The sequence below is a fragment of the Stenotrophomonas chelatiphaga genome (assembly GCF_001431535.1).
In the GTDB taxonomy this organism is placed as follows: Bacteria; Pseudomonadota; Gammaproteobacteria; order Xanthomonadales; family Xanthomonadaceae; genus Stenotrophomonas; species Stenotrophomonas chelatiphaga.
The window spans coordinates 127,586-149,415 of sequence record NZ_LDJK01000012.1; the positions used below are offsets into that span (position 1 = coordinate 127,586).

The 21,830-nt window shown below is 66.5% G+C and carries 21 protein-coding genes and 1 tRNA gene; 12 read left to right on the plus strand and 10 right to left on the minus strand.

Translation table 11 applies throughout. The features are described from left to right. The first annotated feature begins 37 nt into the window (after positions 1–37). Positions 38–1,264 carry an O-antigen ligase family protein gene (locus tag ABB28_RS04480; protein ID WP_057507513.1) on the plus strand — a complete coding sequence of 409 codons (1,227 nt, stop codon included), beginning with the start codon at positions 38–40 and terminating at the stop codon, positions 1,262–1,264. Positions 1,265–1,270: 6 nt separating this feature from the next. Here the strand turns inward: ABB28_RS04480 and ABB28_RS04485 are convergent, their stop codons facing one another. Then, a complete protein-coding gene (locus ABB28_RS04485) occupies positions 1,271–2,065 on the minus strand; it encodes a glycosyltransferase family 2 protein (protein WP_057507482.1) in 795 nt (264 codons plus the stop codon). Between the two features lie 100 nt (positions 2,066–2,165). Here ABB28_RS04485 and ABB28_RS04490 point away from each other — a divergent pair, with 100 nt between their 5' ends. Then, on the plus strand, positions 2,166–3,200 hold the full coding sequence (locus ABB28_RS04490; protein WP_057507483.1) for a CDP-glycerol glycerophosphotransferase family protein: 1,035 nt from the start codon (positions 2,166–2,168) through the stop codon (positions 3,198–3,200). 19 nt (positions 3,201–3,219) lie between these two features. Here the strand turns inward: ABB28_RS04490 and ABB28_RS04495 are convergent, their stop codons facing one another. From ABB28_RS04495 to ABB28_RS04510, 4 genes are all read right to left on the minus strand, one after another. After that, positions 3,220–4,764 carry a PH domain-containing protein gene (locus ABB28_RS04495; protein ID WP_057507484.1) on the minus strand — a complete coding sequence of 515 codons (1,545 nt, stop codon included), beginning with the start codon at positions 4,762–4,764 and terminating at the stop codon, positions 3,220–3,222. Further along, positions 4,761–5,261 (minus strand): PH domain-containing protein, encoded by a 501-nt coding sequence (locus tag ABB28_RS18220; RefSeq protein WP_057507485.1) that lies wholly within the window; start codon positions 5,259–5,261, stop codon positions 4,761–4,763. Before ABB28_RS18220 ends, ABB28_RS04495 begins: the two co-directional genes overlap by 4 nt. 57 nt (positions 5,262–5,318) lie before the next feature. After that, positions 5,319–6,434, minus strand: a complete 1,116-nt coding sequence (gene ribA / locus ABB28_RS04505; protein WP_057507486.1) for a GTP cyclohydrolase II RibA — start codon at positions 6,432–6,434, stop codon at positions 5,319–5,321. A 63-nt stretch (positions 6,435–6,497) separates the two neighbouring features. Beyond that, a complete protein-coding gene (locus ABB28_RS04510) occupies positions 6,498–7,415 on the minus strand; it encodes a lauroyl acyltransferase (protein ID WP_057507487.1) in 918 nt (305 codons plus the stop codon). Between the two features lie 60 nt (positions 7,416–7,475). Between ABB28_RS04510 and dtd the strand changes: the two genes are divergently transcribed. The 5 genes from dtd to ABB28_RS04535 all read left to right on the plus strand — a co-directional run bounded on the left by dtd (position 7,476) and on the right by ABB28_RS04535 (position 12,660). Continuing rightward, the gene (gene dtd / locus ABB28_RS04515; protein ID WP_057507488.1) at positions 7,476–7,916 is read left to right on the plus strand and encodes a D-aminoacyl-tRNA deacylase; all 441 of its coding nucleotides are present in this window, start codon (positions 7,476–7,478) and stop codon (positions 7,914–7,916) included. 91 nt (positions 7,917–8,007) lie between these two features. Next, a complete protein-coding gene (rpoD, locus tag ABB28_RS04520; RefSeq protein WP_042614468.1) occupies positions 8,008–9,858 on the plus strand; it encodes an RNA polymerase sigma factor RpoD in 1,851 nt (616 codons plus the stop codon). Positions 9,859–10,035: 177 nt separating this feature from the next. Next, entirely contained in the window at positions 10,036–11,439 is a 1,404-nt protein-coding gene (yjjJ, locus tag ABB28_RS04525; protein ID WP_083491926.1) for a type II toxin-antitoxin system HipA family toxin YjjJ, read from the plus strand. A 121-nt stretch (positions 11,440–11,560) separates the two neighbouring features. Further along, positions 11,561–12,472 carry a cyclic nucleotide-binding domain-containing protein gene (locus ABB28_RS04530; protein WP_057507489.1) on the plus strand — a complete coding sequence of 304 codons (912 nt, stop codon included), beginning with the start codon at positions 11,561–11,563 and terminating at the stop codon, positions 12,470–12,472. 112 nt (positions 12,473–12,584) lie between these two features. Next, positions 12,585–12,660: transfer RNA gene (locus ABB28_RS04535), tRNA-Ile, on the plus strand. 209 nt (positions 12,661–12,869) lie between these two features. Here the strand turns inward: ABB28_RS04535 and ABB28_RS04540 are convergent. Together ABB28_RS04540 and ABB28_RS04545 are read right to left on the minus strand one after the other, a co-directional pair. Continuing rightward, entirely contained in the window at positions 12,870–13,544 is a 675-nt protein-coding gene (locus ABB28_RS04540) for a GNAT family N-acetyltransferase (RefSeq protein WP_161809855.1), read from the minus strand. An 11-nt stretch (positions 13,545–13,555) separates the two neighbouring features. After that, entirely contained in the window at positions 13,556–14,170 is a 615-nt protein-coding gene (locus ABB28_RS04545; protein WP_057507491.1) for a hypothetical protein, read from the minus strand. A 615-nt stretch (positions 14,171–14,785) separates the two neighbouring features. Here ABB28_RS04545 and ABB28_RS04550 point away from each other — a divergent pair. Beyond that, on the plus strand, positions 14,786–15,202 hold the full coding sequence (locus tag ABB28_RS04550; RefSeq protein WP_057507492.1) for a hypothetical protein: 417 nt from the start codon (positions 14,786–14,788) through the stop codon (positions 15,200–15,202). Further along, positions 15,199–15,486 (plus strand): helix-turn-helix domain-containing transcriptional regulator, encoded by a 288-nt coding sequence (locus tag ABB28_RS04555; RefSeq protein ID WP_057507493.1) that lies wholly within the window; start codon positions 15,199–15,201, stop codon positions 15,484–15,486. The genes ABB28_RS04550 and ABB28_RS04555 overlap by 4 nt, the downstream gene beginning before the upstream one ends. 112 nt (positions 15,487–15,598) lie before the next feature. Here the strand turns inward: ABB28_RS04555 and treA are convergent, their stop codons facing one another. After that, on the minus strand, positions 15,599–17,215 hold the full coding sequence (treA, locus tag ABB28_RS04560; RefSeq protein ID WP_057507494.1) for an alpha,alpha-trehalase TreA: 1,617 nt from the start codon (positions 17,213–17,215) through the stop codon (positions 15,599–15,601). Positions 17,216–17,383: 168 nt separating this feature from the next. Here treA and ABB28_RS04565 point away from each other — a divergent pair, with 168 nt between their 5' ends. Next, a complete protein-coding gene (locus ABB28_RS04565; protein WP_057507495.1) occupies positions 17,384–18,262 on the plus strand; it encodes a hypothetical protein in 879 nt (292 codons plus the stop codon). Positions 18,263–18,307: 45 nt separating this feature from the next. Here the strand turns inward: ABB28_RS04565 and ABB28_RS18170 are convergent, their stop codons facing one another. Continuing rightward, on the minus strand, positions 18,308–18,457 hold the full coding sequence (locus ABB28_RS18170) for a Sec-independent protein translocase family protein (RefSeq protein WP_170183999.1): 150 nt from the start codon (positions 18,455–18,457) through the stop codon (positions 18,308–18,310). A gap of 334 nt (positions 18,458–18,791) precedes the next feature. On the opposite strand from ABB28_RS18170, the gene budC reads away from it, so the two are divergent. Beyond that, complete coding sequence (gene budC, locus ABB28_RS04570) at positions 18,792–19,553, plus strand: meso-2,3-butanediol dehydrogenase (RefSeq protein WP_057507496.1); 762 nt, start codon at positions 18,792–18,794, stop codon at positions 19,551–19,553. A 172-nt stretch (positions 19,554–19,725) separates the two neighbouring features. Further along, on the plus strand, positions 19,726–20,673 hold the full coding sequence (locus ABB28_RS04575) for an LAPAL motif-containing putative phage structural protein (RefSeq protein WP_148049393.1): 948 nt from the start codon (positions 19,726–19,728) through the stop codon (positions 20,671–20,673). 95 nt (positions 20,674–20,768) lie between these two features. Here ABB28_RS04575 and ABB28_RS04580 read toward each other — a convergent pair whose 3' ends face one another. Then, positions 20,769–21,725: a LysR family transcriptional regulator gene (locus tag ABB28_RS04580; RefSeq protein ID WP_083491932.1), complete on the minus strand. Its 957-nt coding sequence runs from the start codon at positions 21,723–21,725 to the stop codon at positions 20,769–20,771. Between the last annotated feature and the right edge of the window lie 105 nt (positions 21,726–21,830).

Sequence of the window (21,830 nt, forward strand, 5' to 3'; positions counted from 1 at the left end):
GACGCCGCAGGGCACGCGCGCGCGCATTGCCCGCGGCATGGGTCAGCTGGGACTGGTGGTGATGCCGGCGCTGGTGGTGTCCGCGCCGGTCAACCTGCTGCCGTTCGGCCTGCTGCTGCTGGCCAGTACGCTGCTGGTGCCCGGTTTGTTGTGGGGTGCCCGCCACGATGCGCGGCCGACGCTGCGGGTACTGGGGCTGCTGATGCTGGCGGTGCTGGTTGGCGGGGTGGTGTCGGTGCTGCTGTTCGAACACGGACTGCGCGATGTGGACAACCGCTCCCGGTTCATCGTCATGCCGTGGATCGCGCTGTGGGTGTGTGCGCTCGACCTGCGGTTGCGTTGGCTGTGGCGCGGCGCCCTGTTGGGGTTGACGCTGGTCTTCGTGCTGTCGCTGCGGCAGGTGCTGGGCGGCGCGCCGCGTGCGGAGCTGTTCACCAATGCCATCGTGCTCGCCGACATGGTGGTCATGCTGCTGGTGCTGGCGCTGTTCTGCCGGCCACACGGCGTGCGCGGCTGGGCCTGGGGCCTGCCAGCGGTTGCGCTGGGCTGTGCGACGCTGGTGCTGACCGGCAGCCGCGGCGCGCTGCTGGCATTGCTGGCGGTATTCCTGGTGATGGCGCTGAGCCTGCGCTGGCGGACGTTGCGCCTGCGCCTGCTGTTGCTGGCAGCGCTGCTGGGCGTGGCCGGCGTGGCGGTGATCAGTGTGCCGGAGCTGCGCCACCAGGTGCGGCTGACCGAGCTGCACAGCGATGTGCAGCGGCTTGAACACGGCGATACCGATTCGTCCGCGGGGGCCCGCGTGGAGCGCCTGCAGGTCGCCTGGGAAACCTTCGTCGACCACCCGCTGACCGGCGTCGGCGTGGGGCACTTCGACAACGCCATGCAGCGCCTGCCCGAGTGCCGTGCCAACCCGTTGGAGCCGCGGTGCCACCTGGGCCACGCGCACAATGACCTGGCCGAATGGGGCGCCACCCAGGGCGCGCCGGGCGTGCTGCTGCTGCTGGCCGTGTACGGCGTGCCGTTGTGGCTGTTCCTGTGGCTGCATCGACGCAGTGGCCGTGCAACCTTCCGTGGACCGGCCGCTGCCGGTGTACTGATCGTGGTCAGCTACATCCTGTGCGGGCTGACCCAGTCGATGTTCGCCCACCAGATCACCGCCAGTTTCTATGCCACGATCGTCGGCGTGCTGGCCGGGCTGTCGCGGCTGGAGGCCCTGCGCCACCAGCGTCGGCTGTCCACCGCGGCGGCGACCGGCGCGGCCTGAGCGGCGTTACTTGCCGCCGACCGGCTGCCCGTTCTGCAGCAGCCACAGCATGATCGTCTTCTGCCGCACGTAGTTGGCGCTGACGAAGGATTCGATCAGACCCGGCCATCCATCCAGCATGCCCCCGCGCAGCACGTAGCCGCGGAAGAACCGCCACGCCGGGGCCAGCACCAGCTTGGCCAGGGTGGCCCGGCGACCACGGGCGAACTCATGTTCGGCCATCATCCGCGCGTATTTCTGCTTCTTGTCCAGCAGCTGCATGAAGTTGCGGAACGGGTGGTGCAGCAGGTCGCCTGCCAGCAGGGCGGCCGGACCATCCAGTGACACCGCTTCGTGGATCTCGCGGTCGCCGCGCCAGCCGCCACGACGGCGGTCGAACAGGCGCAGCACGCGGTCGGGATAGGCGGTGCCGTGCTTGAGGAAGCGTCCGTAGTATTCCGAACACCGCGCGAAGCGATAGCCGGCGACGCTGCCGAAGCCGGCCGCGCGCGCCGATTCGATGCTCTGGCGCAGCGGTGCGGAGACGCGCTCGTCGGCGTCCAGGCACAGCACCCAGTCATGCGCGGCCTGCTGCACGCAGAAGTCCTTCTGGCTGCGGAAGCCATCGAAGTGCCGCTGCAGCACGCGGGCGCCGGCGGCACGGGCGACGTCCACCGTGGCATCGGTGGAAAACGAATCAACCACCACGATGTCATCGCAGAACGACAGCGAGGCCAGGCAGTCCGCCAGTCGGTCGGCTTCGTTGTAGGTGATGATGCAGGCCGACAAGGGCGCGCGCGGTTCGGGTCGGGGAGAGGTCATGCAACCGGGCCTTGGGCGTGTTCGTCGCAGAGCCTAGCAGCGACACCGCCGATTGGCGATGCGATACTAGCCGCCGGCCATCGAAGAGGAGCAGACCGACGTGCCACGCCACTACCTGTTGTACGGATCGGAACGTTACGCGCTGGCCATCCTGCGGCCCGTGCAGGCGGCGATCCGGGCGCGCGGCGACGAAACGGCCTGGTTTTTCGATGGCCCCGGCGCGGAAGACCTCGCCGCGGACGAGACCCTGCTGACGGTGGAACAGGTGCGTGCCTGGGATCCCTACGCGGTGATCACCTCGTCCAATGCGGTGCCGCACTTCTTCCCCGGCGTGAAGGTGGAGACCTTCCACGGTTTCGACGCGGGCAAGCCGCGGCACATCTACGTGCGCGGATTCTTCGACCTGTACTGCACCACCGGCCCGCGTGACACGGCCGCGTTTTCGGCATTGGCCGAGGCGCAGGGCCACTTTGCGGTGGTGGAGACCGGATTCCCGAAGATCGACCCGTTCATGAGCCAACTGCCGGCGCAGCCCGAACCGGTGCGCGACCCCCCGGTGGTGCTGTACCACTCGACGTTCTCGCCGTCCTGGAGCGCGGCCGGCGTGCTGTACGACGAGATCGCGCGGCTGTCCCGCACCGGCGAGTGGCGCTGGATCGTCACCTTCCATCCGAAGATGGACCCGGAGATCGTGGCCCGTTACCGCGCGCTGGAAAACGAGTACCTGCGGTTCGCCGACAACGACAACATCCTGGACCTGTTCCCGCAGGTCGACCTGATGTGTTCGGACACCTCTTCGGCCTTGAACGAGTTCCTGCTGACCTACAAGCCGGTGGTCACCTTCAAGAACCGTCGGCCCGGCCCGCAGCTCATCGACATCGATGATCCGGCCGCGTTCGAGGGCGCGATCCGGCGCGCGCTGGCACGGCCGCCGGAGCTGATGGCGGCCATCCGTGAGTTTGCCGATACGCTGCATCCCTACCGCGACGGGCGTTCCAGCGAGCGCATCCTGCAGGCGATCGATGACTTCGTCGCCAAGGGCGGGCGCAACCGCAAGCCCAAGCCGCTGAACTTCTGGCGCAAGATCAAGCTGCGCCGGCGCATCGGCTACTGGGGCCCGGCGCGCACCCGCTGAACCGGCGTGCCGCGCTGGTTCACCAGCGCAGCTTGCGCCTTGCGAGGGCGGCACCGAGTGTCTGCAGGACCTCCGCGGCCTGCGCCTGCGGCAGATAGCGCAGGCACAGCGCGACGTCGCCACGTGCACCGGCGGTATCCAGCCAGACGCTGCTGGTGCCCAGCAGCCGGTCCAGCGGTGAACGAGAAAGGCGCAGCGCCTGCAGCTTGTCCAGTTCCGCCCAGCGCCACCACCGACGCCACCAGCCGCCGCGCAGCGCGACGTGCTGGCCGTCCAGGTGCCAGCCGATGCGCGCCATCTGCAGGCGCGCAGTCCACAGCGCGACCGGCAGCCAGGCCAGCACCAGCAGGCCGACGTAGCCCCAGCGCCAGGTCAAGCCTGCCGCCAGCAGCGGGGTCAGCCACAGGCTGGTGATGCACAACCGCCAGCTGCCGCGCAGCGGCACTGCCTGCCAGTGCGCGGGTGGCCACTGCACCTGCGGCAGCAGGTGGCGCACCAGCGCATCGCAGGCCTTGGGGGTGGCGAGCGGGGCCAGCTCGCGCAGTCCGCGCTGCTGGTTTTCATCATGGGTCTGGCTGGCAGCACTGTCGATGCGCAGCTGGCGCCGACCGGCCCAGCGCTGCAACAGGGTTTCACTGAGCGTCCAGGCCTGGATGCGGCGCAGCGCCACGCTGCTGCGCACCTTGCTCAGCAAGCCGCTGCTGACGGTCAGCCGCCGCTGCTGTTCGCTCAGTTCGAAGCCGTAGTAGCGCAGCAGGGCCAACAGCACCGACAGCGCGCGCAGGGCCAGCCAGCCGACGAGCAACACGGCCGCTGCCACCAGCAGCAGGCCGCTGATCCCGGGCTGCAGGCCGCTGGCATAGCCGAAGGCCTGGCGCCCTCCCTGCTCGACGAACGCATCCATGCTGCGGCGGGGCACCACCTGCACCAACGCCGCCAGCGCCGCGGCCACCATCACCCAGCCGCGGTTGGACAGCAGGCCCAGTTTCACGACTTCGCCGGGCAGCATGCGCAGCAGCAGGTGGCGCTCGTCGGTTTCCGGCAGCGGGGGGGGCGTGCCGTCATCGGTACGGCCAGCGTCCACCTGCGGCGCCGGGCTGCGGTGGCGGACGCGCTGTTCCAGCGCCAGTGCTTCATCCAGCCGCAGCACGCGCATTTCGGCTTCAGGACGGTTGCCACCGGCTGATTCCAGTCGCAGTTCGGCCACCCCGAACAGCCGGTGCAGCAGGTTCTGGTGCACCACCACGTTGTGGATGCGCGCGAACGGGATTTCGCGCCGGTTGCGTGCCAGTACGCCACTGCGGATGCTGATGCCGTCCTCGCCGATCCGGTAGCGGTAGCTCAGGTACTGCAGGACCGAGGCCAGCACCAGCACCGCGATGACGATCAGCGGGCCCAGCTGGGCCCACAGCGGATCGCGGTCGCCGCGCTGGCCGAACACCAGCAGCGCCACCAGTGGCAGCAGGTACTGCCGCAGCTGCAGAAGGAGCACGAACAACCAGGACCACGGATGCAGCCGGCGCTCGTGGTCGGCGCTGGGCAGGGGCGGGGGGGCAGTACTCACAGGGCGTCGGCGTCCTGGTCCAGCTGGCGCGCGAGGGTGTCGCGCAGGTGCTCTGCGTCGGCTTCGTCCAGGCCGTCCAGCACCACCGCGCTGAAGCGGCTGCCGGCGGTGTGGACCACCAGCGTGGCCAGCCGCGCGCGGCGCTGCAGCGGCCCCCGGCGGACATCCAGGTGCTGCACGCGCGAGGTCGGCACGCGGGTATCGCGCTGCCACCACAGGTCGCGGCGCAGGCCCAGCCCGGTCGCATCCAGCCGCCACCAGGTGCGGCGCATGCGCCGCCAGCCGATCCGCGCCCCCAGCAGGGCACCGGCCAGCAGCCAGGCGATGGCTACGGCAATGCCGCCCGGCAGGTCCAGCAGCCACCACGCCGCGGCGGCGGGCAGCCCGGGGAATACCGCACCGGCCGGCAGACCGCCGAGCGCGGCCAGACGTGCCGCGCGCAGCGGCAGCAGCTGCCAGCCGTCGGGCGTGTCAGTGGGGGTCGAAAGTGAGGTCACGCAGGCTCCCGGTGCAGGCAATGGCGACAACGTTAGCAGGGCCGGGCCTGCGCCATGCTACTGGGCGGCCTGGATCAGTGCGTCCACGTCCAGCAGGTGGCCGGCGCGCTCGGCCTTGGTGCGCAGGTAGTGCTCGTTCTCGGTGGTGATGTCACCGGTCACCGGAATGCACTCGACCACGTCCATGCCCGCATTGCGCAGGCGCTGCGCCTTGGTGGGGTTGTTGCTGAGCAGCGCGATCCGCGCGATGCCCAGCCCGCGCAGCATCGCCACGGCGCTGCCATAGCGGCGTTCGTCGGCGCCGAAGCCGAGCTGCGCATCGGCATCGATGGTGTCCAGTCCGTCGTGCTGGTAACCGTAAGCGCGCATCTTGGCGGCGATGCCGGTGCCACGGCCTTCCTGGTCCAGGTACAGCAGCACACCGCCGCCCAGTTCCTTGAGTTTGTGCAGGCCGCGCCGCAACTGGTCGCCGCAGTCACACTTCAACGAGCCGAACAGGTCGCCGGTCAGGCAGGACGAATGCACGCGCACCGGCACCACGGCGCTGAGGTCCGGTTGGCCGACGATGATCGCGACCTGGTCGCGCTGCGCCACGCCGCCGCGGAACACCGCGAAGGTGGTCATGCCGATGTCGCGCAACGGCACCGGCGAGCGCGCCACCAGTTCGTAATCGTGTGCGGCGTGGGCAGCGCCTTCGGCCAGGTCGCACAGTGCCACCTGGGCGGCCGCATCGAAGCGCGAATCGGCCGGATCCAGTGGCAGTCCCACCATTGCCGGCAGCAGCAGGCCGAGGCGTGCCAGCTCCACCGCACCCGCATCCAGCGCATCGCCGGCGCTGCAGCCTGCCGGCATCGGGCCGGGTTCGCGCAGGTAACCCAGCGAGGGCAGGGCGTCGAAGGGCACCCCGCGCAACGGCAGGCGGACGCCGTGCGGCGCTTCCATGCCCAGCACGCGGGCTCGGGTTTCGGTCAGGAACAGGTAATGGCGGCCGTCAGCCAGGCCGGCGAACGCATCGAAGCTGCGCGCCGTGGCGCTGTCCAGCGCGATCACCGCCAACCGCTGCGGCGCCTGCCCGGTGATCAGCACCGGGCGTCCGGATCGCAGCTCGGCGACCGCGCGTTCGCAACGGATCGCCGCCGGGTCACCGAACAGGGAGGAGAAGGCAGCAGGCATGGCAGGACCGGGCAGGGGGGGCAACTCAGCGATAAATGGGGATTGCGGCGTCGGAATCAACTGTCAGTGCGGATGCCGTTCGGTCGCATAGGGGTTGGGTTCGTCCGCGTCCGGGCGCAGGGTATAGCGCTTGTAGGTCCACTGGTACTGCGCCGGGTCACGCCGTGCGATGCGCTCGATGCCGGCGTTCAGCGCGGCGGCGGCCACGTGCAGGTCCGGGTCGGCGACCGCCGGATCGGCAGCTTCCAGGTGCAGGGCGAACTGCATGTCCGGGCCGGTCCGTTCGCACCACCCGTACAGCACGGTGGCGCCGGTGCGCTCGGCCAGCCGGTTGACCAGGGTCATGGTCAGGGCGGGCATGCCGAAGAACGGCACGAACACGCCGTCGCCGGCCTTGGGCTGCTGGTCGGGCAGGATCCCGGTAGCGCCGCCGTCCTTGAGCACCTTGAACAACTGGCGCACCGCAGGGCCTTCGGCGCGGACCTGGCGCACGCCGTCGCCGCCGCGCACGATCTGCAGGAAGGCATCGCCGGCCGGATCGTCCGGTGCCTTGTAGACGATGGCGATCTGCCCACGCGAGGCCAGCCACTGGTTCAATAGCTCCCAGTTGCCGAAGTGCGGGGCGGCCACGATCACGCCCTTGCCGGACGCCAGCGCGGCGTCGTACAGCGCCTCGCCGTGGCGTTCCTTCAGGTGCCCGCGCAGGTTGCTGGCGGGGGTTCGGGTCCATAGCCAGAGCGTTTCAACGGCCTGCAGGGCGGTCGAGCGCAGCACATCGCGGTGCATCCGCGCGCGCTGTGCGCTGTCCAGTTCCGGGTAGGCCAGTTCCAGGTTGCGCCGGGTCACCCGGCTTTCCCGCGCGTTGCCGCGGATCCATGCCCAGGCCAGGGCGTGGGCGAAGCCGCGCAGGACCGGCCACGGCAGGCGGGTGAACAGGGTGGCGGCCCGGTAGGCCAGCCGGGCTTTGCGTTCCGGATTCATCCGGCCAAGTTTACCGTGGCCGCTGATAAGGTGGCGGGCTGTCCCTGCTTGGAGCTCCGCATGCTTGTCCTGATCCAGCGCGTCAGCCAGGCCGCCGTCCATGTCGATGCGCACGCCGTGGGGCAGATCGGCCCGGGGCTGCTGGCCCTGGTCGGCATGGAGCCCGGCGATTCGGAGGCGCAGCTGCAGCGGATGGCCGATCGGCTGCTCGGCTACCGTGTATTCGCTGACGAGGCGGGAAAAATGAACCGGTCGCTTCGCGACACCGGGGGTGGTTTGCTGCTGGTCAGCCAGTTCACCCTGGTCGCAGACACCGCCTCGGGCATGCGTCCCAGCTTCACCACGGCGGCGCCGCCGGCCGAGGCTGAACGCGGGTTCAACCGTTTTGTGGAGATATGTCGTGAAAAGCATGCCTACGGGGTGGAAACGGGACGCTTTGGCGCCCATATGGTCGTCAGCCTGGTCAACGACGGTCCCGTGACCTTCCTGCTCAGGCCCTGACCCCCCGGGACCACCGCCCGGGCAGGCCGGGCGAGGGGCTGGTATAATGCTACGTTCCCTTTTCCTACTCCAGCCGGTGGCGCGAGCATCCATGGCCAACGAACGTCCTGCCCAATCCGAAATCAAGCAACTGATCAGCAAGGGCCTGGAACAGGGCTACCTGACCTATGCCGAAGTCAACGATCACCTGCCCGACGACATGGTCGATCCGGAGCAGATCGAAGACATCATCGGCATGATCAACGGCATGGGCATTGATGTCCATGAAGTGGCCCCTGATGCTGAAACCCTGCTGCTCAATGATGGCAACACCGGCAACCGCGAGGTGGATGACACCGCCGCTGAAGAAGCCGCTGCCGCACTGACCGCACTCGACACCGAAGGTGGCCGCACCACCGACCCGGTGCGCATGTACATGCGCGAAATGGGTACCGTCGAACTGCTGACCCGCGAAGGCGAAATCGCCATCGCCAAGCGCATCGAAGAAGGCCTGGGCCAGGTCCAGGCCGCACTCGGCCTGTTCCCGGTGTCGGTCGAATCGCTGCTGTCCGATTACGAAGCGCACAAGGAAGGCAAGAAGCGCCTGGCCGAAGTTATCGTCGGCTTCAACGACCTGTCCGAAGAAGTGCCGGCCCCGGCCGTCGTCGAAGACACCAGCGATGACGCTGATGCCGATGAGGACGAGGACGAGGAAGAAGACGGCGACGACGCCGAGGAAGAAGCCGGCCCGACCGGTCCGGACCCGGAAGAAGTCGCCGCGCGCATGCAGGCGCTGGCCGATGCCTTCAACGCGTTCAAGAAGGCGGCCGCCAAGGGCGATGGCAAGAACCTGCTGAAGCTCCGCGAGGAGATGTCGGCGGTGTTCGTCACCCTGAAGCTGCCGCTGCCGCTGACCGACGTGCTGACCAAGCAGCTGCGCGACACCATGGCCGGCATCAAGTCGCATGAGCGTCGCGTGCTGAACCTGGCCACGGTCACCGCGCGCATGCCGCGCAAGGACTTCATCCGTTCGTGGGAAGGCAACCAGACCAACCTTGAGTGGGTGGAAGACGCACTGAAGCGCAAGCAGAAGTGGTCCTCGGCCCTGCGTGACGTCAAGGACCAGATCATCTCCGAACAGCAGGCCACGATCGATATCGAAAAGGGCACCCTGCTGAGCCTGGATGACCTGAAGGAAATCAGCCGTGCGATGGCCTACGGCGAAGCCCGTGCGCGCAAGGCCAAGAAGGAAATGGTCGAGGCCAACCTGCGCCTGGTCATCTCCATCGCCAAGAAGTACACCAACCGCGGCCTGCAGTTCCTCGACCTGATCCAGGAAGGCAACATCGGCCTGATGAAGGCCGTGGACAAGTTCGAATACCGTCGCGGTTACAAGTTCTCCACGTATGCCACCTGGTGGATCCGCCAGGCCATCACCCGTTCGATCGCCGACCAGGCGCGCACCATCCGTATCCCGGTGCACATGATCGAAACGATCAACAAGTTGAACCGCATTTCCCGCCAGATGCTCCAGCAGTACGGCCGCGAGGCCACGCCGGAGGAGCTGGCCAAGGAAATGGACATGCCGGAAGACAAGATCCGCAAGGTGATGAAGATCGCCAAGGAGCCGATCTCGATGGAAACCCCGATCGGCGACGACGAGGATTCCCATCTGGGCGACTTCATCGAGGACACCAACGTGGAGTCCCCGATCGAGAACACCACCAACATCAACTTGTCTGAAACCGTGCGCGACGTGCTGGCCGGCCTCACCCCGAGGGAAGCCAAGGTGCTGCGCATGCGCTTCGGCATCGACATGAACACCGATCACACGCTGGAAGAAGTCGGCAAGCAGTTCGACGTCACCCGCGAGCGCATCCGCCAGATCGAAGCGAAGGCGCTGCGCAAGCTGCGTCACCCGAGCCGTTCCGAGCAGCTGCGCAGCTTCCTGGATATCGACTGATCCTTGTCGGTGCCTGAAGTCGTTTGAAGAACCCCGCTCCGGCGGGGTTTTTTGTTGGTCGTCATTCTATTTACGTAACATATTACGTAACATCAGCCGCCCTCAGTCGGCTTGGGACAAGGGCTTAGTGGTTCCTGGATGTGGGAATTACGTAACAAAGCATGTAACACTGAGCGCATGCCGACACGCCGGTCTCCTGACGTCCCGACGCTTCTAGCCCAATTGTCTACGGGCGAGCCGATCATGGCCGGTGAACTGGCCGGGCGCCTGGGGATCAATCGCATGGCATTGAGCCGGCTGGTCGCGCAGGCAGGCAGCCAGGTGATCCGGCTGGGTCGTACCCGCGCTACCGCCTATGCGGCGCGGCAGAACACCGCCGCCGGCAGCCAATGGCCGCTCTACCGCCTGCGTGCCGATGCCACGCTGGAAGATCTGGGCCAACTGCACGCGCTCAGCGGCGGTGCGTTCCATTTCGAGGCGAACCGTCCGCGGCCGAACCTGCAGCGATCGCCGGACAGCGACGTGGATGCCTGCTTCCGTGGCCTGCCGTGGTTCCTTGGCGATCAGCGTCCGCAGGGCTTCCTGGGCCGCAATTTCGCCCACCGGCACGCGTCGGCGCTGGGTGTACCGGCTGACCTGAATCGCTGGCAGTTGGGTGATGTGCTGCTGGCGCTGGTCCATTCGGGTGGTACCGAAGCCGGCGACCTGCTGCTGGGAGGGGCGGCCGTACAGCACGCCCTCGCCGGCATCGACGAGCCACCGGACCGGGTCGCCGCCGATGACCGCCTCCGGCACTACCCGCAGCGCGCATTGGCTGCGGTGGAGGGCGAAGACATCGGGTCGTCACCTGGTGGCGAGCAGCCGAAGTTCACCGCGACCGTCGAGCACCCTGAAGGTCGTTGCGCGGTGCTGGTGAAGTTCGCCCAGCCCGCGGCAGGGGAGGCCGCGGAGCGGTGGTCGGATCTGCTGGCATGCGAGCATCTGGCGCTGGACACCCTGCGCGACGCCGGCGTCGAGGCGGCGCGCTCCTCGCTGCTGCAGTCCGACACCCACACCTTCCTGGAAGTAGAGCGTTTCGACCGCACCCCCGACCTGTTGGGACGCCGTGGCCTGGTGTCCCTGCTTGCCCTGTCAGCGGCCTTCACCGGCGAAGCGACGGCGGACTGGGCCACGGCGGGGGAGCAGTTGCAGGCGCAGAGCTGGCTGAGCGCGGCCACGGTGCAGGCCATGGCACGGCTGCACGCGTTTGGCCGTCTGATCGGTAACACGGACATGCACCAGGGAAATATAGGCTTTCATCTGCAGGACGCCGGAGCACTGCCCCTGGCCCCCGCCTACGACATGCTGCCGATGTCGCTGGCGCCGTCGCGGACCGGCGTACTGCGTGCTGCGGCGCCCCTCGAACCGGTGGCGCCCACGGGCAACGGGGACCTGCTTCATCTGGCATGGGCGGCACCGTTGGCAGTACGCTTCTGGGAGCGGGTGGCGGCCTCGTCGGCCATCCGATCCGATGTGCTGAAAGGGCTGGCGGCAGAGAACGCAAAGCGGGTAGCGGTGATGGGGTACCGCTACGGTGGCTGAGCGCATTCAGCTTGTTCAGGTGGTGGCGGCAAATTTGCCTAAAACGTGTGCTCCACGTCACAGATCAGGGGTTAATCTGCACATGCCATCCATGACGGGTGCAGTCCACAGGGGGACTTCAATGTTGGCTCGCTTCACCGGTGACGAGGGTCGCCGCAATCTGCTGTACACGCTGTCCGAACAGAAACTGGTACGCGGCGACAAGGTACTCGCCGAAGCACTCGCCAGCAGCGTGACCTTGTTGGAGGCACAGACCGGTGCCGCCGTCATTCACCAGGGTGGAGTGGACAATGACGTCTACTTCATCGTGACCGGATCCTTCGACGTATTCGTCAATGGCAAGCGCGTCGCACGACGCCATGCCGGCGAGCACGTGGGAGAAATGGCCGCCGTGCAGCCGACGCAGATCCGCTCGGCCACCGTGGTCGCGGCAGAGCCGAGTGTCGTCGCGCGCGTCAGTGCGGCCCGCCTGGAAGATCTTGCCGAGCAGTTCCCGCAGATCCACCGCTATGTGGCGCAGGAGCTGGCGCGCAGGCTGTACCAGCGCAATGACCACATCGGCAGTGCCCGCGACCGCACCAAGGTGCTGGTGCTGGCCTCGCCGCAGGCAACTGCGGCCGCGCAGGTGGTGCAGGAAACCTTGGCCTGCGAAGGCTTCACCGTGCGCCAGTGGCAGGACGGCCTGGCCCGCAGTGGAGGGTTGTCCGTGCAGCGTCTGCAGGAACTGGCGGCGGGCGTGGATTTCGCGGTGGTCATCTCCGGTGACGACAAGGCACCGGCATCGGACGATGCCTGGCCGGCCACGCGCGATGCGCTGCTGATGGAAACCGGCGTGCTGCTGGGCGTGCTCGGCAGTGACCGTACCGTGCTGCTGGAAGCGCGTGGCGAGCATGCCGGCGTGGAAGACCTGCCGGGCGTGGTCAACGTGGCGTGGCAGCCGGACCCCAGTGACGACCTGGAGGCGGTGCTCGCCTCCGCCTGCACCCGCCTGCGTCGTTACTTCGAGCGGCAGGGGCCGTTCGCGGTGGCGTGACCGGTGGCAACGTGCCGGCCTTCGGTGGTCGGCACGTTGCGTGCACCGCAGGGTGACGCATGGGTGTCTGGAGTGCGGCTACCGCCTTGCATTAGACTGGGCGGCCGCAAGCGGGCCTATAGCTCAACGGTTAGAGCAGAGGACTCATAATCCTTTGGTTCCAGGTTCGAATCCTGGTGGGCCCACCAGATAGATCAGGCATTTCCAAGTTGCGCCAAGCGGCCGTCCACGAGCGGCGGAGTTTCTTCTCATCCCGCGCGGGCGACAGGCCCGGTCGTGCCCTTCAGCCCCTTGCTGTGCGGTTGCTTGGGAGGCACTGCGCGGCTGAGCGTATCGAAGGTGTCAAAAAGTCCTAAAAGCTCGATCCGATGTGCCGATTCCTGCTCATTTGATCACCTCATTCCTGCGCTTTCTCGCCAATGCCAGATCGGCCTTCGGCGTCTTTCCAGACTTCGTCACAAACTCCCCCGCGCTGCGCGATACCTCGTGCGCTGGAGAGGTCCAGAACTCCCGCCTCCCGCCACGCGCCCTCGGGCCGCACGACACACAGCGCGGGACTGTCCATGCTGATGGCGTCGCTGGCGGGCATGAGCTCCTTGACGACCTCCATGTATTCTCGGTCCGAGTAATGGAAGCGCGGCCGACCTTGGCGCGGCTGGAATCCGTAGCGCAGGTAATATTCCACCAGGCTGGGTTCGATATGCAGCAGCATGCGTCGATACCCCTTGTCCTCAGCCAGCGAAAACGCCGATTGCAGCAGCGCCTTGCTGACCATGCCGCCACGGTATCGCCGGCGCACCGCCACGCGTTCGACTTTGGCGAAATCGGCGAACCAGCGGATGCGGAGGACGCCTGCTGCTTCCTCGTCGAGTGTCGCCAGCAGGTGGGTGGAGCCGGCCACGTCGTTTCCATCGAACTCTTCGCGTAGCGGACAGTGTTGTTCCTCGACATAGACGATGGAGCGCACGGCAATGACGTCTGTGAGATCGTGCAGCGTGCGCGCAACGCGGATGCTGATCGGTGTCGGTGTCGGTGTCGGTGTCGGTGTCGGCATTTTGGTTTCCTCGGTCATCATCGCGGCGTTCAAAGCCGGAAGCCGTGCAGCGGCGCATCCAGTGGTGGAAGCTCCATGTAGCCCGCGGGCCCGGCGGCGGCTTGGAAGCCGAACGAGGTCAGAACGCGCGCGCCGTCGGCGGTGACAGCGCGTGCGCAAGCCACCAGCTGCCAGGTGAGCAGCGAATGGATGGCGGCCAAGCCCTGTACCAGCGCTTTTGCACTGGTCCGCGACGATGCTGCGACGATCCACGTATACGACGCTGCAGCGGGCTGGTGCGGCTTAAGCAGTTGGCTCGGCGTGGGGTTGCGGGTATCCAGTGCGCCGGCGCGAAGTCGTGCCAGTGCCTCGGCATCCAGTGGCAGGGTGGCAAGCAGGCCGGTCACCCTGCCATGCGGCCGATGTACCAGGATCGCCGCCGGCGCCACGGCCTGGACTGCCGTAAAGGTGGCTGCCGAAGCGAGTGGCGCCTCCACCCGGCTGGAGGCCAATTCCAGCCCGTCGACGATGTCCGTCGCGGACGCCTGCTGCAGGTGGAAAAGCGCGGCGACTTCGAGGATCGCGGCCGGGTCTGTGCAGCGACCTTCTGGATCGGCACGCTGCCGCAGAAGCTCCAGGGTGAGGGGCGGGCAGGGACGTAGCATGATCTGGATCCTCGAGCGGCGAAGGGTGGTTGCAGTGCAGGCGTGCTGTCTGCCCGCGTCATCGGTCAACGCCGGAGCATCGTGCCTGTCAGCTTCAGATCCTCCGGGATTGCAAGCGTGGACAACCGTCGTTTCTTTCAATGGCCGGTAATCGGGTCGATGCGCGATGCACCTACGACATCAGTTGTGCACGTATGACGCGTGACCGTCGCAAACAGGTCGATACCTGTGTCCTCACAGCGCCCTTGCTGCCGAAATCTGCGGCCTGAAGACGACATGCCGTGACCCGCGGGAACGGGCTCGATGATGCTGATCAGATGCTTTTTGCAATTTCGCCCATGTACGCACGAACCATCAGCTGGTGCTATGGACGGGCTGGCGACGAAGAGCGCCAGTCGGGATTAGCATCCTGATAGCGGATGTACTTTTTGGCTCTGTTTTGCCCTTTGGGCACGGCGGAGAATGCACTGCATTGCCCATCGGTTATACGGCGGGCGATGCGTGGGGATCCTTGATCCGCCGGCCATTTTTTGTACATCCGCCCGGTATGCTAACCCGCATCGCCCGCCACCCAGCGCCTTGGCGCGGGTGGCCTCAAGCTTTGTGAGGCATGCAATGGACCCGCACTATCCCCTGAGCGCGAAGCGCTTGTACGCCCTGATGGGCGAGCGGATGCAGGACTTCCCGCCGCACTTCATCGAACGCCTCGAGCGGCGGCTGGAAGAATTCGAAACCTCGCGCAGCAACCAGCATCGTGTGATGCATCTGCGGCTTCTTTCAGGGGAAGCAGCTGATGCATCGCGCACCGGAACGGGCTGCCATCCTGACCTCAAAGGCACCGCGCACGTCGCCGTGTCCATCCGTACCCTGCAGGCGCTGGCGTCCATTTTCGAAGTCCTGCACGCGGTTCACCTCGGCCAGCAGGAGACGGCGCCTCAGCCAGGCTTCCACGGCTTCATGATCGAAGAGCTGATCGTCTCCGGACGCGAACTGGTGCGCTCGTCGGCCGATGCGATGTGGAGGCAGGCATGACGCCCTACGAGTCCGCCAATGCCCATCTGGAAGACCGGCGTGCCGCCGACATGGCCGACTATCTGGACCATCGCCTGCACATGATCCACTACGATCAGAAGACCTTCGCGCGTTCGCTGTTACTGGTGTCCGAACTGCATGGCATCGGCCACGTCGCGCGCGAATGCGGACTGAGCGACGATGCCATGCGAAAGCAGTTGAGCGGCACGCGTCCTTTGCACTTCGCCGACGTGCTGGGCGTGATGCGTGCGCTGGGCGTCCAGCTGCGCGTGGAGGTGCGATGAGCATTTCTGCTCGCCGATACTCGCGCGGATGCCGTAGGTGATGGCACCCTTGTGCTTGACGTGCGCCAGCGCCGTCGGATGGCCGCGCCTGGTGATGCGGGCGGCACGCTGATCAGTCCGCGTCCTCCACATCCGCCGCGCTCTCGCATTTCTTCTTCGGCGCGCACAGTCGATCCAGCAGCGCCAGGGTCACCCCGTTGCTCCAACCGAAGCCATCCTGCAGCGGGTACTCGCCACCGCCGCCACCGCCGGCGGATCCATCCACCACGTACTTCTCCACCAGCTTCTGCTCGCGGTCATACACCGATTGCACGGTACGCAGGAAGCGCGTGCCCAGCTGCCGTGCCAGCCGATCCTGTCCATAACGCTGCAGGCCGTCCACGGCGACCCATTGCAGGGGCGCCCAGCCGTTGGGCGCATCCCACTGCTGGCCGGTGGTTAGCGTGGTGGTCAGCAGTCCGCCCTGTTTCACCAGCTGCGCTTCAACCGCATCGGCCGTGCGCCGCGCCTGCGGCTTGCCGGCGATGTCCAGCCACAGCGGGAACAGCGCAGCCGCGGTGAGCGCAGGACGGGTATGCCCGGTCTGCAGGTCACGATCCACGTACCAGCCCTGCGACGGGTCCCACAGCAGGGTATTGATGGCGCGCTGTCGCGCCTGCGCCTGTCGGTTGAACTCCCGGCGTGCGCGCGTGTTCTTGGTCACTCCGCTGGCATGGGCCAGCGTGCGCTCCAGGTGGAACAGCAGGCTGTTCAGATCCACCGGCAGGATGTCGGTCGTACGGATGCTGGACAGCGCGGCCGGATCATCCAGCCAACGCGAACTGAAATCCCAGCCGGATTCGGCGCCCGCACGCAGGTCGCGGTAGACCTGCGATGGTGCGCGTTGTGGGGCCTGCGCGGCCGTGGCCAGGTCATCGGTCCAGGATTCGGTGCGGGGCACCGCGCGGGCATCGTAATAGCGGTTCAGCACGCTGCCGTCGGCCAGCCGCACCACGCGCGCATGCGCCTGTCCCGGTGGCAGCCCGTCGACGCCGTCCATCCAGAACGCATGTTCGGCACGCAGCTGGGGCAGGTAGCGTCGATACGCCTCATCGCCTTCATGCGTTGCCAGCAGGTCCACCATCAGGCTGAAGAACGGCGGTTGCGAGCGGCTGAGGTAATAGCTGCGGTTGCCGTTGGGAATGTGGCCGTGGCTGTCGATCTGGTAGGCGAAATTGTCCACCATGTCGCGCACCCGTTGCCATTGTCCGCTGGACGCCAGGCCCAGCAGGGTGAAGTAGCTGTCCCAGTAATACACTTCGCGGAAGCGTCCGCCGGGCACCACGTAGGGCTTTGGCAGCGGAAGCAGGGAACCGTTCGGATCGACCGTGCCGGTCTGGCGGGTCAGCACCGGCCACAGGCCTTCGATGTGCGCGCGCAGGGTTTCGCCCGCGGGCGGCACATACGGGGCTGCGTCGCCGGGAACATCGAAATTGTCGTTGACGAAGGACTGCAGCGAGAACCCTGCCTGCGTGTGCTCGCGCTGCCAGGCCTGCACGATCGCCTCGGGTGCGCGGCGCGGCACCGCGTCGGCAAAGGTCTTCTGGTCCGGGAACAGGTGTGCGCCCTGTACCTGCTGGAACAACGGCTGCAGGCGCTGGTCAGGTGGCGCGGGGGCCGCGGCGACGGCCGCCGTACTCCACAGCATCGGTGCCAGCAGCAGGCTGGCAAGGCAGGGCCGTGCGCGCATGAGAGAGCCTCAGGGTAAGCGTGGGCTCAACTCTAGTACAGCAGTGCGCGTCGGAAAGGTGATGGTGGTTGTTCGCTGCGGTTTCCGCACTAGAATCCAGCTACGGGGAACTTACAAGGAAGCAGGTTGGCCAAGGATCGCGCAAGGCTCCGGAATCCACGTCGCGTAATGATCGTCTTGATGGTGGCCGTCGTACTGGCGGCCATCGTGTTCCTGCTGTGGCCCAGGCATGCAGCGACGTCCGTGGTACCTGCGGCTTCGGCTCCGGCTGCCCAGGCCGTTGCACAGCGCGACGCCATGCCACGCGCCGCGGCGCCAAGTCAGATCGAGGCAGCGCCTGCCACGTCCGGTGCACAGCGCGTCTTCGCGCTGCGCCGCGATGCGGCGGCGGGCGATCCAGTGGCGATGCGGGATCTTGCCGAGTTGATCCTGAACTGCGGTTTCGGCATTTCGCACGGCGCGGCGCTGTGGTCGCAGGTTGATTTTCTGGCTGGGTATATGAAGACGGAACACGTGCCGTTGCTGCGCGCCGCGGCCGCGCGACGTGGCGCGCAGTGCGAGAACATCCCCGGTGACCGCAAAGCCCAGGTCCTTGAGTACCGCAAACTGCTGCATGATGCGGCGGAGCAGGGTGATCTGTTGGCACGCCTGCGCCAGCGCAGCAGGGCCTGGGGTGCAGAGCGCGAGGCCGCGCTACCCGACGATGCCGCGGAGCTGGTCGAGGATGCGCTTATGTCCGAAGATCCACGCGCGCTTTACGAGATGGCGCATCTCTATGTGCTGGTGCCGCGAGCACCAATGCAGGCAGGTATCGGTTCCAGTCCGCATGACCATACGGCGTTGTCCCTGCTGGCCTGCGAGCGCGGGATGGACTGCGGCGTCGGGTCGGACTATGCAGACAACGTATGTCTTAACAGTGGCGATTGTGCAATAGGCGTGGATTCAATGTTGTGGCGGACGGCTGACGCCCAAGGCGTAACGAAAGACGTGCAGGTGCGCATGCAGTGGCTGCGCACGGTGCTTGATGAAGTGGATCGCGCGCGCTGAGCTGCGTGGTTGAGTCCGCCGGGCGTGGCTCGGCGCTACCGCAGATTACGGCCGTTGATCGTGTGGAGGCAGCGGTTTGCTGGTGGTGCGCTTCTGCGCGTAGCGCACGATCAGCCATACCAGCATCGCGATGCCTGCCGGTATGCAGAACAGGACCAGCAGGATCAACCAGTGCCAGATACTGAAGCTTCCCATTGAACTCTTCCTTGATGACGGTAGGCCGATGCTAGCATCGGGTGTCGACGTGCAGGCAAGGGGGCAGGGTGGTGGTACGCGGCGCAGGATGGCGATCAAGCAAGATGCTTGCCGCGGTGGTAGCGGTAGCGGTGCTTGCACTGGGGTGAGGCCGCCGAGCATGGCTCGGCGCTATCGCGAATCGACGCCCACGTCGCGGTCCGGGCCCATTCCGCGCACACGATGTGCCTGTGGCTGGGTTCGTAGTGTCCTGCCGGGGTGAAATCCGTCTCACCGTCAGGTCACTGCGGGGCTGTCAGGGTGGGAAGCCTCTTTCAACGCAGGAGGACTACCCATGAACTTCAACGCCAAGACCGTGATCGTCACCGGCGCAGGCTCGGGTATCGGCGCCGCCACCGCGCGGGCATTTTCCAACGCAGGCGCGAACGTGGTGCTCGCAGATCGCGATCATCCTGACGTCGCTGCGCTGGCCGGTGAACTCGCCGCAGAACGCACGTTGGTGCATGACGTGGATGTCAGTGATGAAGCGCAGGTGCAGGCATTGGTCGATGCCACCGTGAAGCGCTTCGGTGGACTGGATGTCATCTTCAACAATGCCGGCATCCTGGTGGAGGGCCCGGCAGAGGACACCTCGCTGGAGGACTGGAACCGCATCGTCGCGGTCAACCTGACCGGTGTGTTCCTGGGCTGCCGCGCGGCGCTGCCGGAACTGCGCAAGCGCAAAGGCTGCATCGTCAACACGGCCTCGGTCTCCGGGCTCGCTGCTGATCGCAACATGCCGGCCTACAACGCGGTGAAGGGCGCGGTGGCGAACCTGACCCGTGCGCTGGCGATCGATAACGGCCGCCATGGCGTGCGCGTCAACGCGGTCTGCCCGACCTTCACCCGCACGTCGATGACGGCGGAAAAGGAAAAGGACAAGGCGCTGGTCACCAACTTCCTCAACCGCATCCCGATGGGCCGCCTGGGCGAGCCGGAAGACATCGCCAATGCGGTGCTGCTGCTGGCCAGCGACCACGCCGGTTTCATCACCGGGGTCAACCTGCCGGTGGATGGCGGGGTGAGCGCCTCCAACGGCCAGCCGCTGTTCGAGTGAGTCGGCATAAGCGCAGGCGGCCGACCTCGTCCGTGCAACAGGTCTGTAAAAGGTGTGACCTGGCACCAGGATAGTGATCTTTGACCACAGAGCCTGCGGGAGCGCGGGCTTGGGTTGCTACACTTTGCCCCGCAGGTACCAGCTGCGACGGAGCAACAATCACGTGACAGATATGGCCCAGCACGCGCGCTTCCACCTTGTATACGACGGCCCTGCTCTCGCTCAGCACCAGATGGACGTGCGTGCGCTCGCTCCGGCGCTTCTGGCAATGGGCGACTTGGTCGAGCGCGCCAATGAGCTCTTCAACGGCGGCCAGGCCAAGGTCTGTGTCAACGTGCGCGCATCGTTCAAGTCCGGCTCGTTCGGAATCGATCTGGAGTTGGCCCAGTCGCTGTGGCAGCGCGCACTGGATTTTGCCAACAGCAATCCGGTGACGGGCATATTGAGCATCGTCGGCCTGCTTGGGATCGGAAAGACTGCCTGTACCGGCATGGTGCAGGCGATCGTCTTTTTGCGCGGCCGCGGGGTACAGCGCATCGAACCTATAGGTAACGGAGTGGTGCGTCTATTTGTCGATGAAGAGCATCTGGACGTGGAGGAGCGGGTGCTTCAGTTGCTGCAGGACTATCGTATCCGTCGCGCCCTTGAAGGGGTCATCACTGATCCGCTGAGCAAGGAAGGCATCGACACGGTTGCAGTGGTTGATCAGAAAGCCCAGCAGGTGCTGATTTCAATTGATCGCACGCAGGCCGCGTACTTCAAGGCGCCCAATCCGGAAGAAGAAACCCTTCAGACCGATGAGTACGTCACCACATTGCAGGTGCTCACCCTGGCCTTCCAGGATGGCAACAAGTGGCGCTTTACCGAGGGAGGGGGCAACACCTACTTTGCAGTGGTGCTCGATGAGGGATTTTTGAGCCGGGTGCACCTGAATCAGGAGCAGTTCGCCAAGGATGACATCATCAAGGCCCGCATCAAACGCATCCAGCGCCTGACCAAAGATGGATTGAAAGCTGATTACGAAGTGCTGGAAGTGCTTGAGCACCGCAGCGCCTCGCCCAAAGTGCAGCTGCGCATGAACTTCGGCGGCAACGAGGAGCGCAAGCCTCCGGGGAGCTGATCTGTGCGGCCGAGTCGTCAGGCGCTGGCGTGGAGTTTCTGCGGGCATGCCCTCGAATGTCGCGATGAATCGGCGAAGGCTGGACGACATCTCCGTCACCGGGACACGTGGCGCACCCGCATCCCTTCAATGCCCGGAATGCTTTCGCGGATCGCATCCAGGAACAGCTGCAGGCGTGCGGGCCGATGGCGCCCGGCCGGGAATACCAGGTGCACCGGCAGTGGCGCGGCTTCCCAGCCGGGCAGCAACTGCACCAGCCGGCCGCTGCGCAGGTCGTCGGTCATCATCCAGGCCGATCCGATACCCACGCCCAGGCCGTCGCGCACGGCCTGATGCAGCACAAACAGGTTGTCGGTGAGCAGGCGCGGCTGGATCGCGATGCGTTCCTGGGTCTTGCCGATGCCGGCGCCTTGGCAGCGCTGCAGCTGGACGCTTTCACGGTAGAAACTGGTCAGTGACACCCACGGCAGCAGCGCCAGCGCGGCCGGCGTGGTGGGTAGCGGATCCGGTGCCGCCGACGCGGCGCAGACCACGATGCGCGGCACGTCGGCCACGTGCACGGCCACCACATCCTGCTGTTCCAGCGGGCCCACGCGGATGGCGCAGTCGATGCCTTCGGCCACCAGGTCGGACAGGCCATCGTGCAGGCGCCATTCCAGGCTGATCTGCGGGTAACGGCGCAGGAAGGCCAGCATCGGGGCCATCAGCTGGCCCTGGCCGAAGGCGTGCGGCACCAGCACGCGTAGCCGCCCGCTGGGCTGCTGGGCCGCGCCGCGCAGGTCCTGCTCGATGCCTTCCCAGCTGTCCAGCAGGTCGCGTGCGTGCTGCAGGCAGCGTTCGCCATCGTGGGTCAGCTGCATGCCATGGGTGGAGCGCTGCAGCAGGCGCAGGCCGAAGTGTTTTTCCAGTGCCTGCAGGCGGCGGCTGATGGTCGGCTGGGTGGTGCCCAGCTGCGCGGCGGCGGCCGACAGGCTGCCGGCATCGACGATGCGCACGAAGGTCCGCAGCAGGTCGATACGGTCGGCGTTGGCGGGCGCGGAGGATGTGGTCATGCGCATGGCGTATGGGGCTGATGCGACCGAGCCTACTACACCTGCCATCGCGGCAGGAGGACACTGCGCGGCATCCCCCCCGATGAGTTCCCTCCCATGTCTGCC

Coding starts and splice junctions, on each gene's coding strand:
- ABB28_RS04480 (WP_057507513.1), top strand. CDS start 38: ATGGGTCAGCTGGGACTGGTGGTGATGCCGGCGCTGGTGGTGTCCGCG.
- ABB28_RS04485 (WP_057507482.1), bottom strand. CDS start 2,065: ATGACCTCTCCCCGACCCGAACCGCGCGCGCCCTTGTCGGCCTGCATC.
- ribA (WP_057507486.1), bottom strand. CDS start 6,434: ATGCCTGCTGCCTTCTCCTCCCTGTTCGGTGACCCGGCGGCGATCCGT.
- ABB28_RS04510 (WP_057507487.1), bottom strand. CDS start 7,415: ATGAATCCGGAACGCAAAGCCCGGCTGGCCTACCGGGCCGCCACCCTG.
- dtd (WP_057507488.1), top strand. CDS start 7,476: ATGCTTGTCCTGATCCAGCGCGTCAGCCAGGCCGCCGTCCATGTCGAT.
- rpoD (WP_042614468.1), top strand. CDS start 8,008: ATGGCCAACGAACGTCCTGCCCAATCCGAAATCAAGCAACTGATCAGC.
- yjjJ (WP_083491926.1), top strand. CDS start 10,036: ATGCCGACACGCCGGTCTCCTGACGTCCCGACGCTTCTAGCCCAATTG.
- ABB28_RS04530 (WP_057507489.1), top strand. CDS start 11,561: ATGTTGGCTCGCTTCACCGGTGACGAGGGTCGCCGCAATCTGCTGTAC.
- ABB28_RS04540 (WP_161809855.1), bottom strand. CDS start 13,544: ATGACCGAGGAAACCAAAATGCCGACACCGACACCGACACCGACACCG.
- ABB28_RS04545 (WP_057507491.1), bottom strand. CDS start 14,170: ATGCTACGTCCCTGCCCGCCCCTCACCCTGGAGCTTCTGCGGCAGCGT.
- ABB28_RS04550 (WP_057507492.1), top strand. CDS start 14,786: ATGGACCCGCACTATCCCCTGAGCGCGAAGCGCTTGTACGCCCTGATG.
- ABB28_RS04555 (WP_057507493.1), top strand. CDS start 15,199: ATGACGCCCTACGAGTCCGCCAATGCCCATCTGGAAGACCGGCGTGCC.
- treA (WP_057507494.1), bottom strand. CDS start 17,215: ATGCGCGCACGGCCCTGCCTTGCCAGCCTGCTGCTGGCACCGATGCTG.
- ABB28_RS04565 (WP_057507495.1), top strand. CDS start 17,384: ATGATCGTCTTGATGGTGGCCGTCGTACTGGCGGCCATCGTGTTCCTG.
- ABB28_RS18170 (WP_170183999.1), bottom strand. CDS start 18,457: ATGGGAAGCTTCAGTATCTGGCACTGGTTGATCCTGCTGGTCCTGTTC.
- budC (WP_057507496.1), top strand. CDS start 18,792: ATGAACTTCAACGCCAAGACCGTGATCGTCACCGGCGCAGGCTCGGGT.
- ABB28_RS04575 (WP_148049393.1), top strand. CDS start 19,726: ATGGCCCAGCACGCGCGCTTCCACCTTGTATACGACGGCCCTGCTCTC.
- ABB28_RS04580 (WP_083491932.1), bottom strand. CDS start 21,725: ATGACCACATCCTCCGCGCCCGCCAACGCCGACCGTATCGACCTGCTG.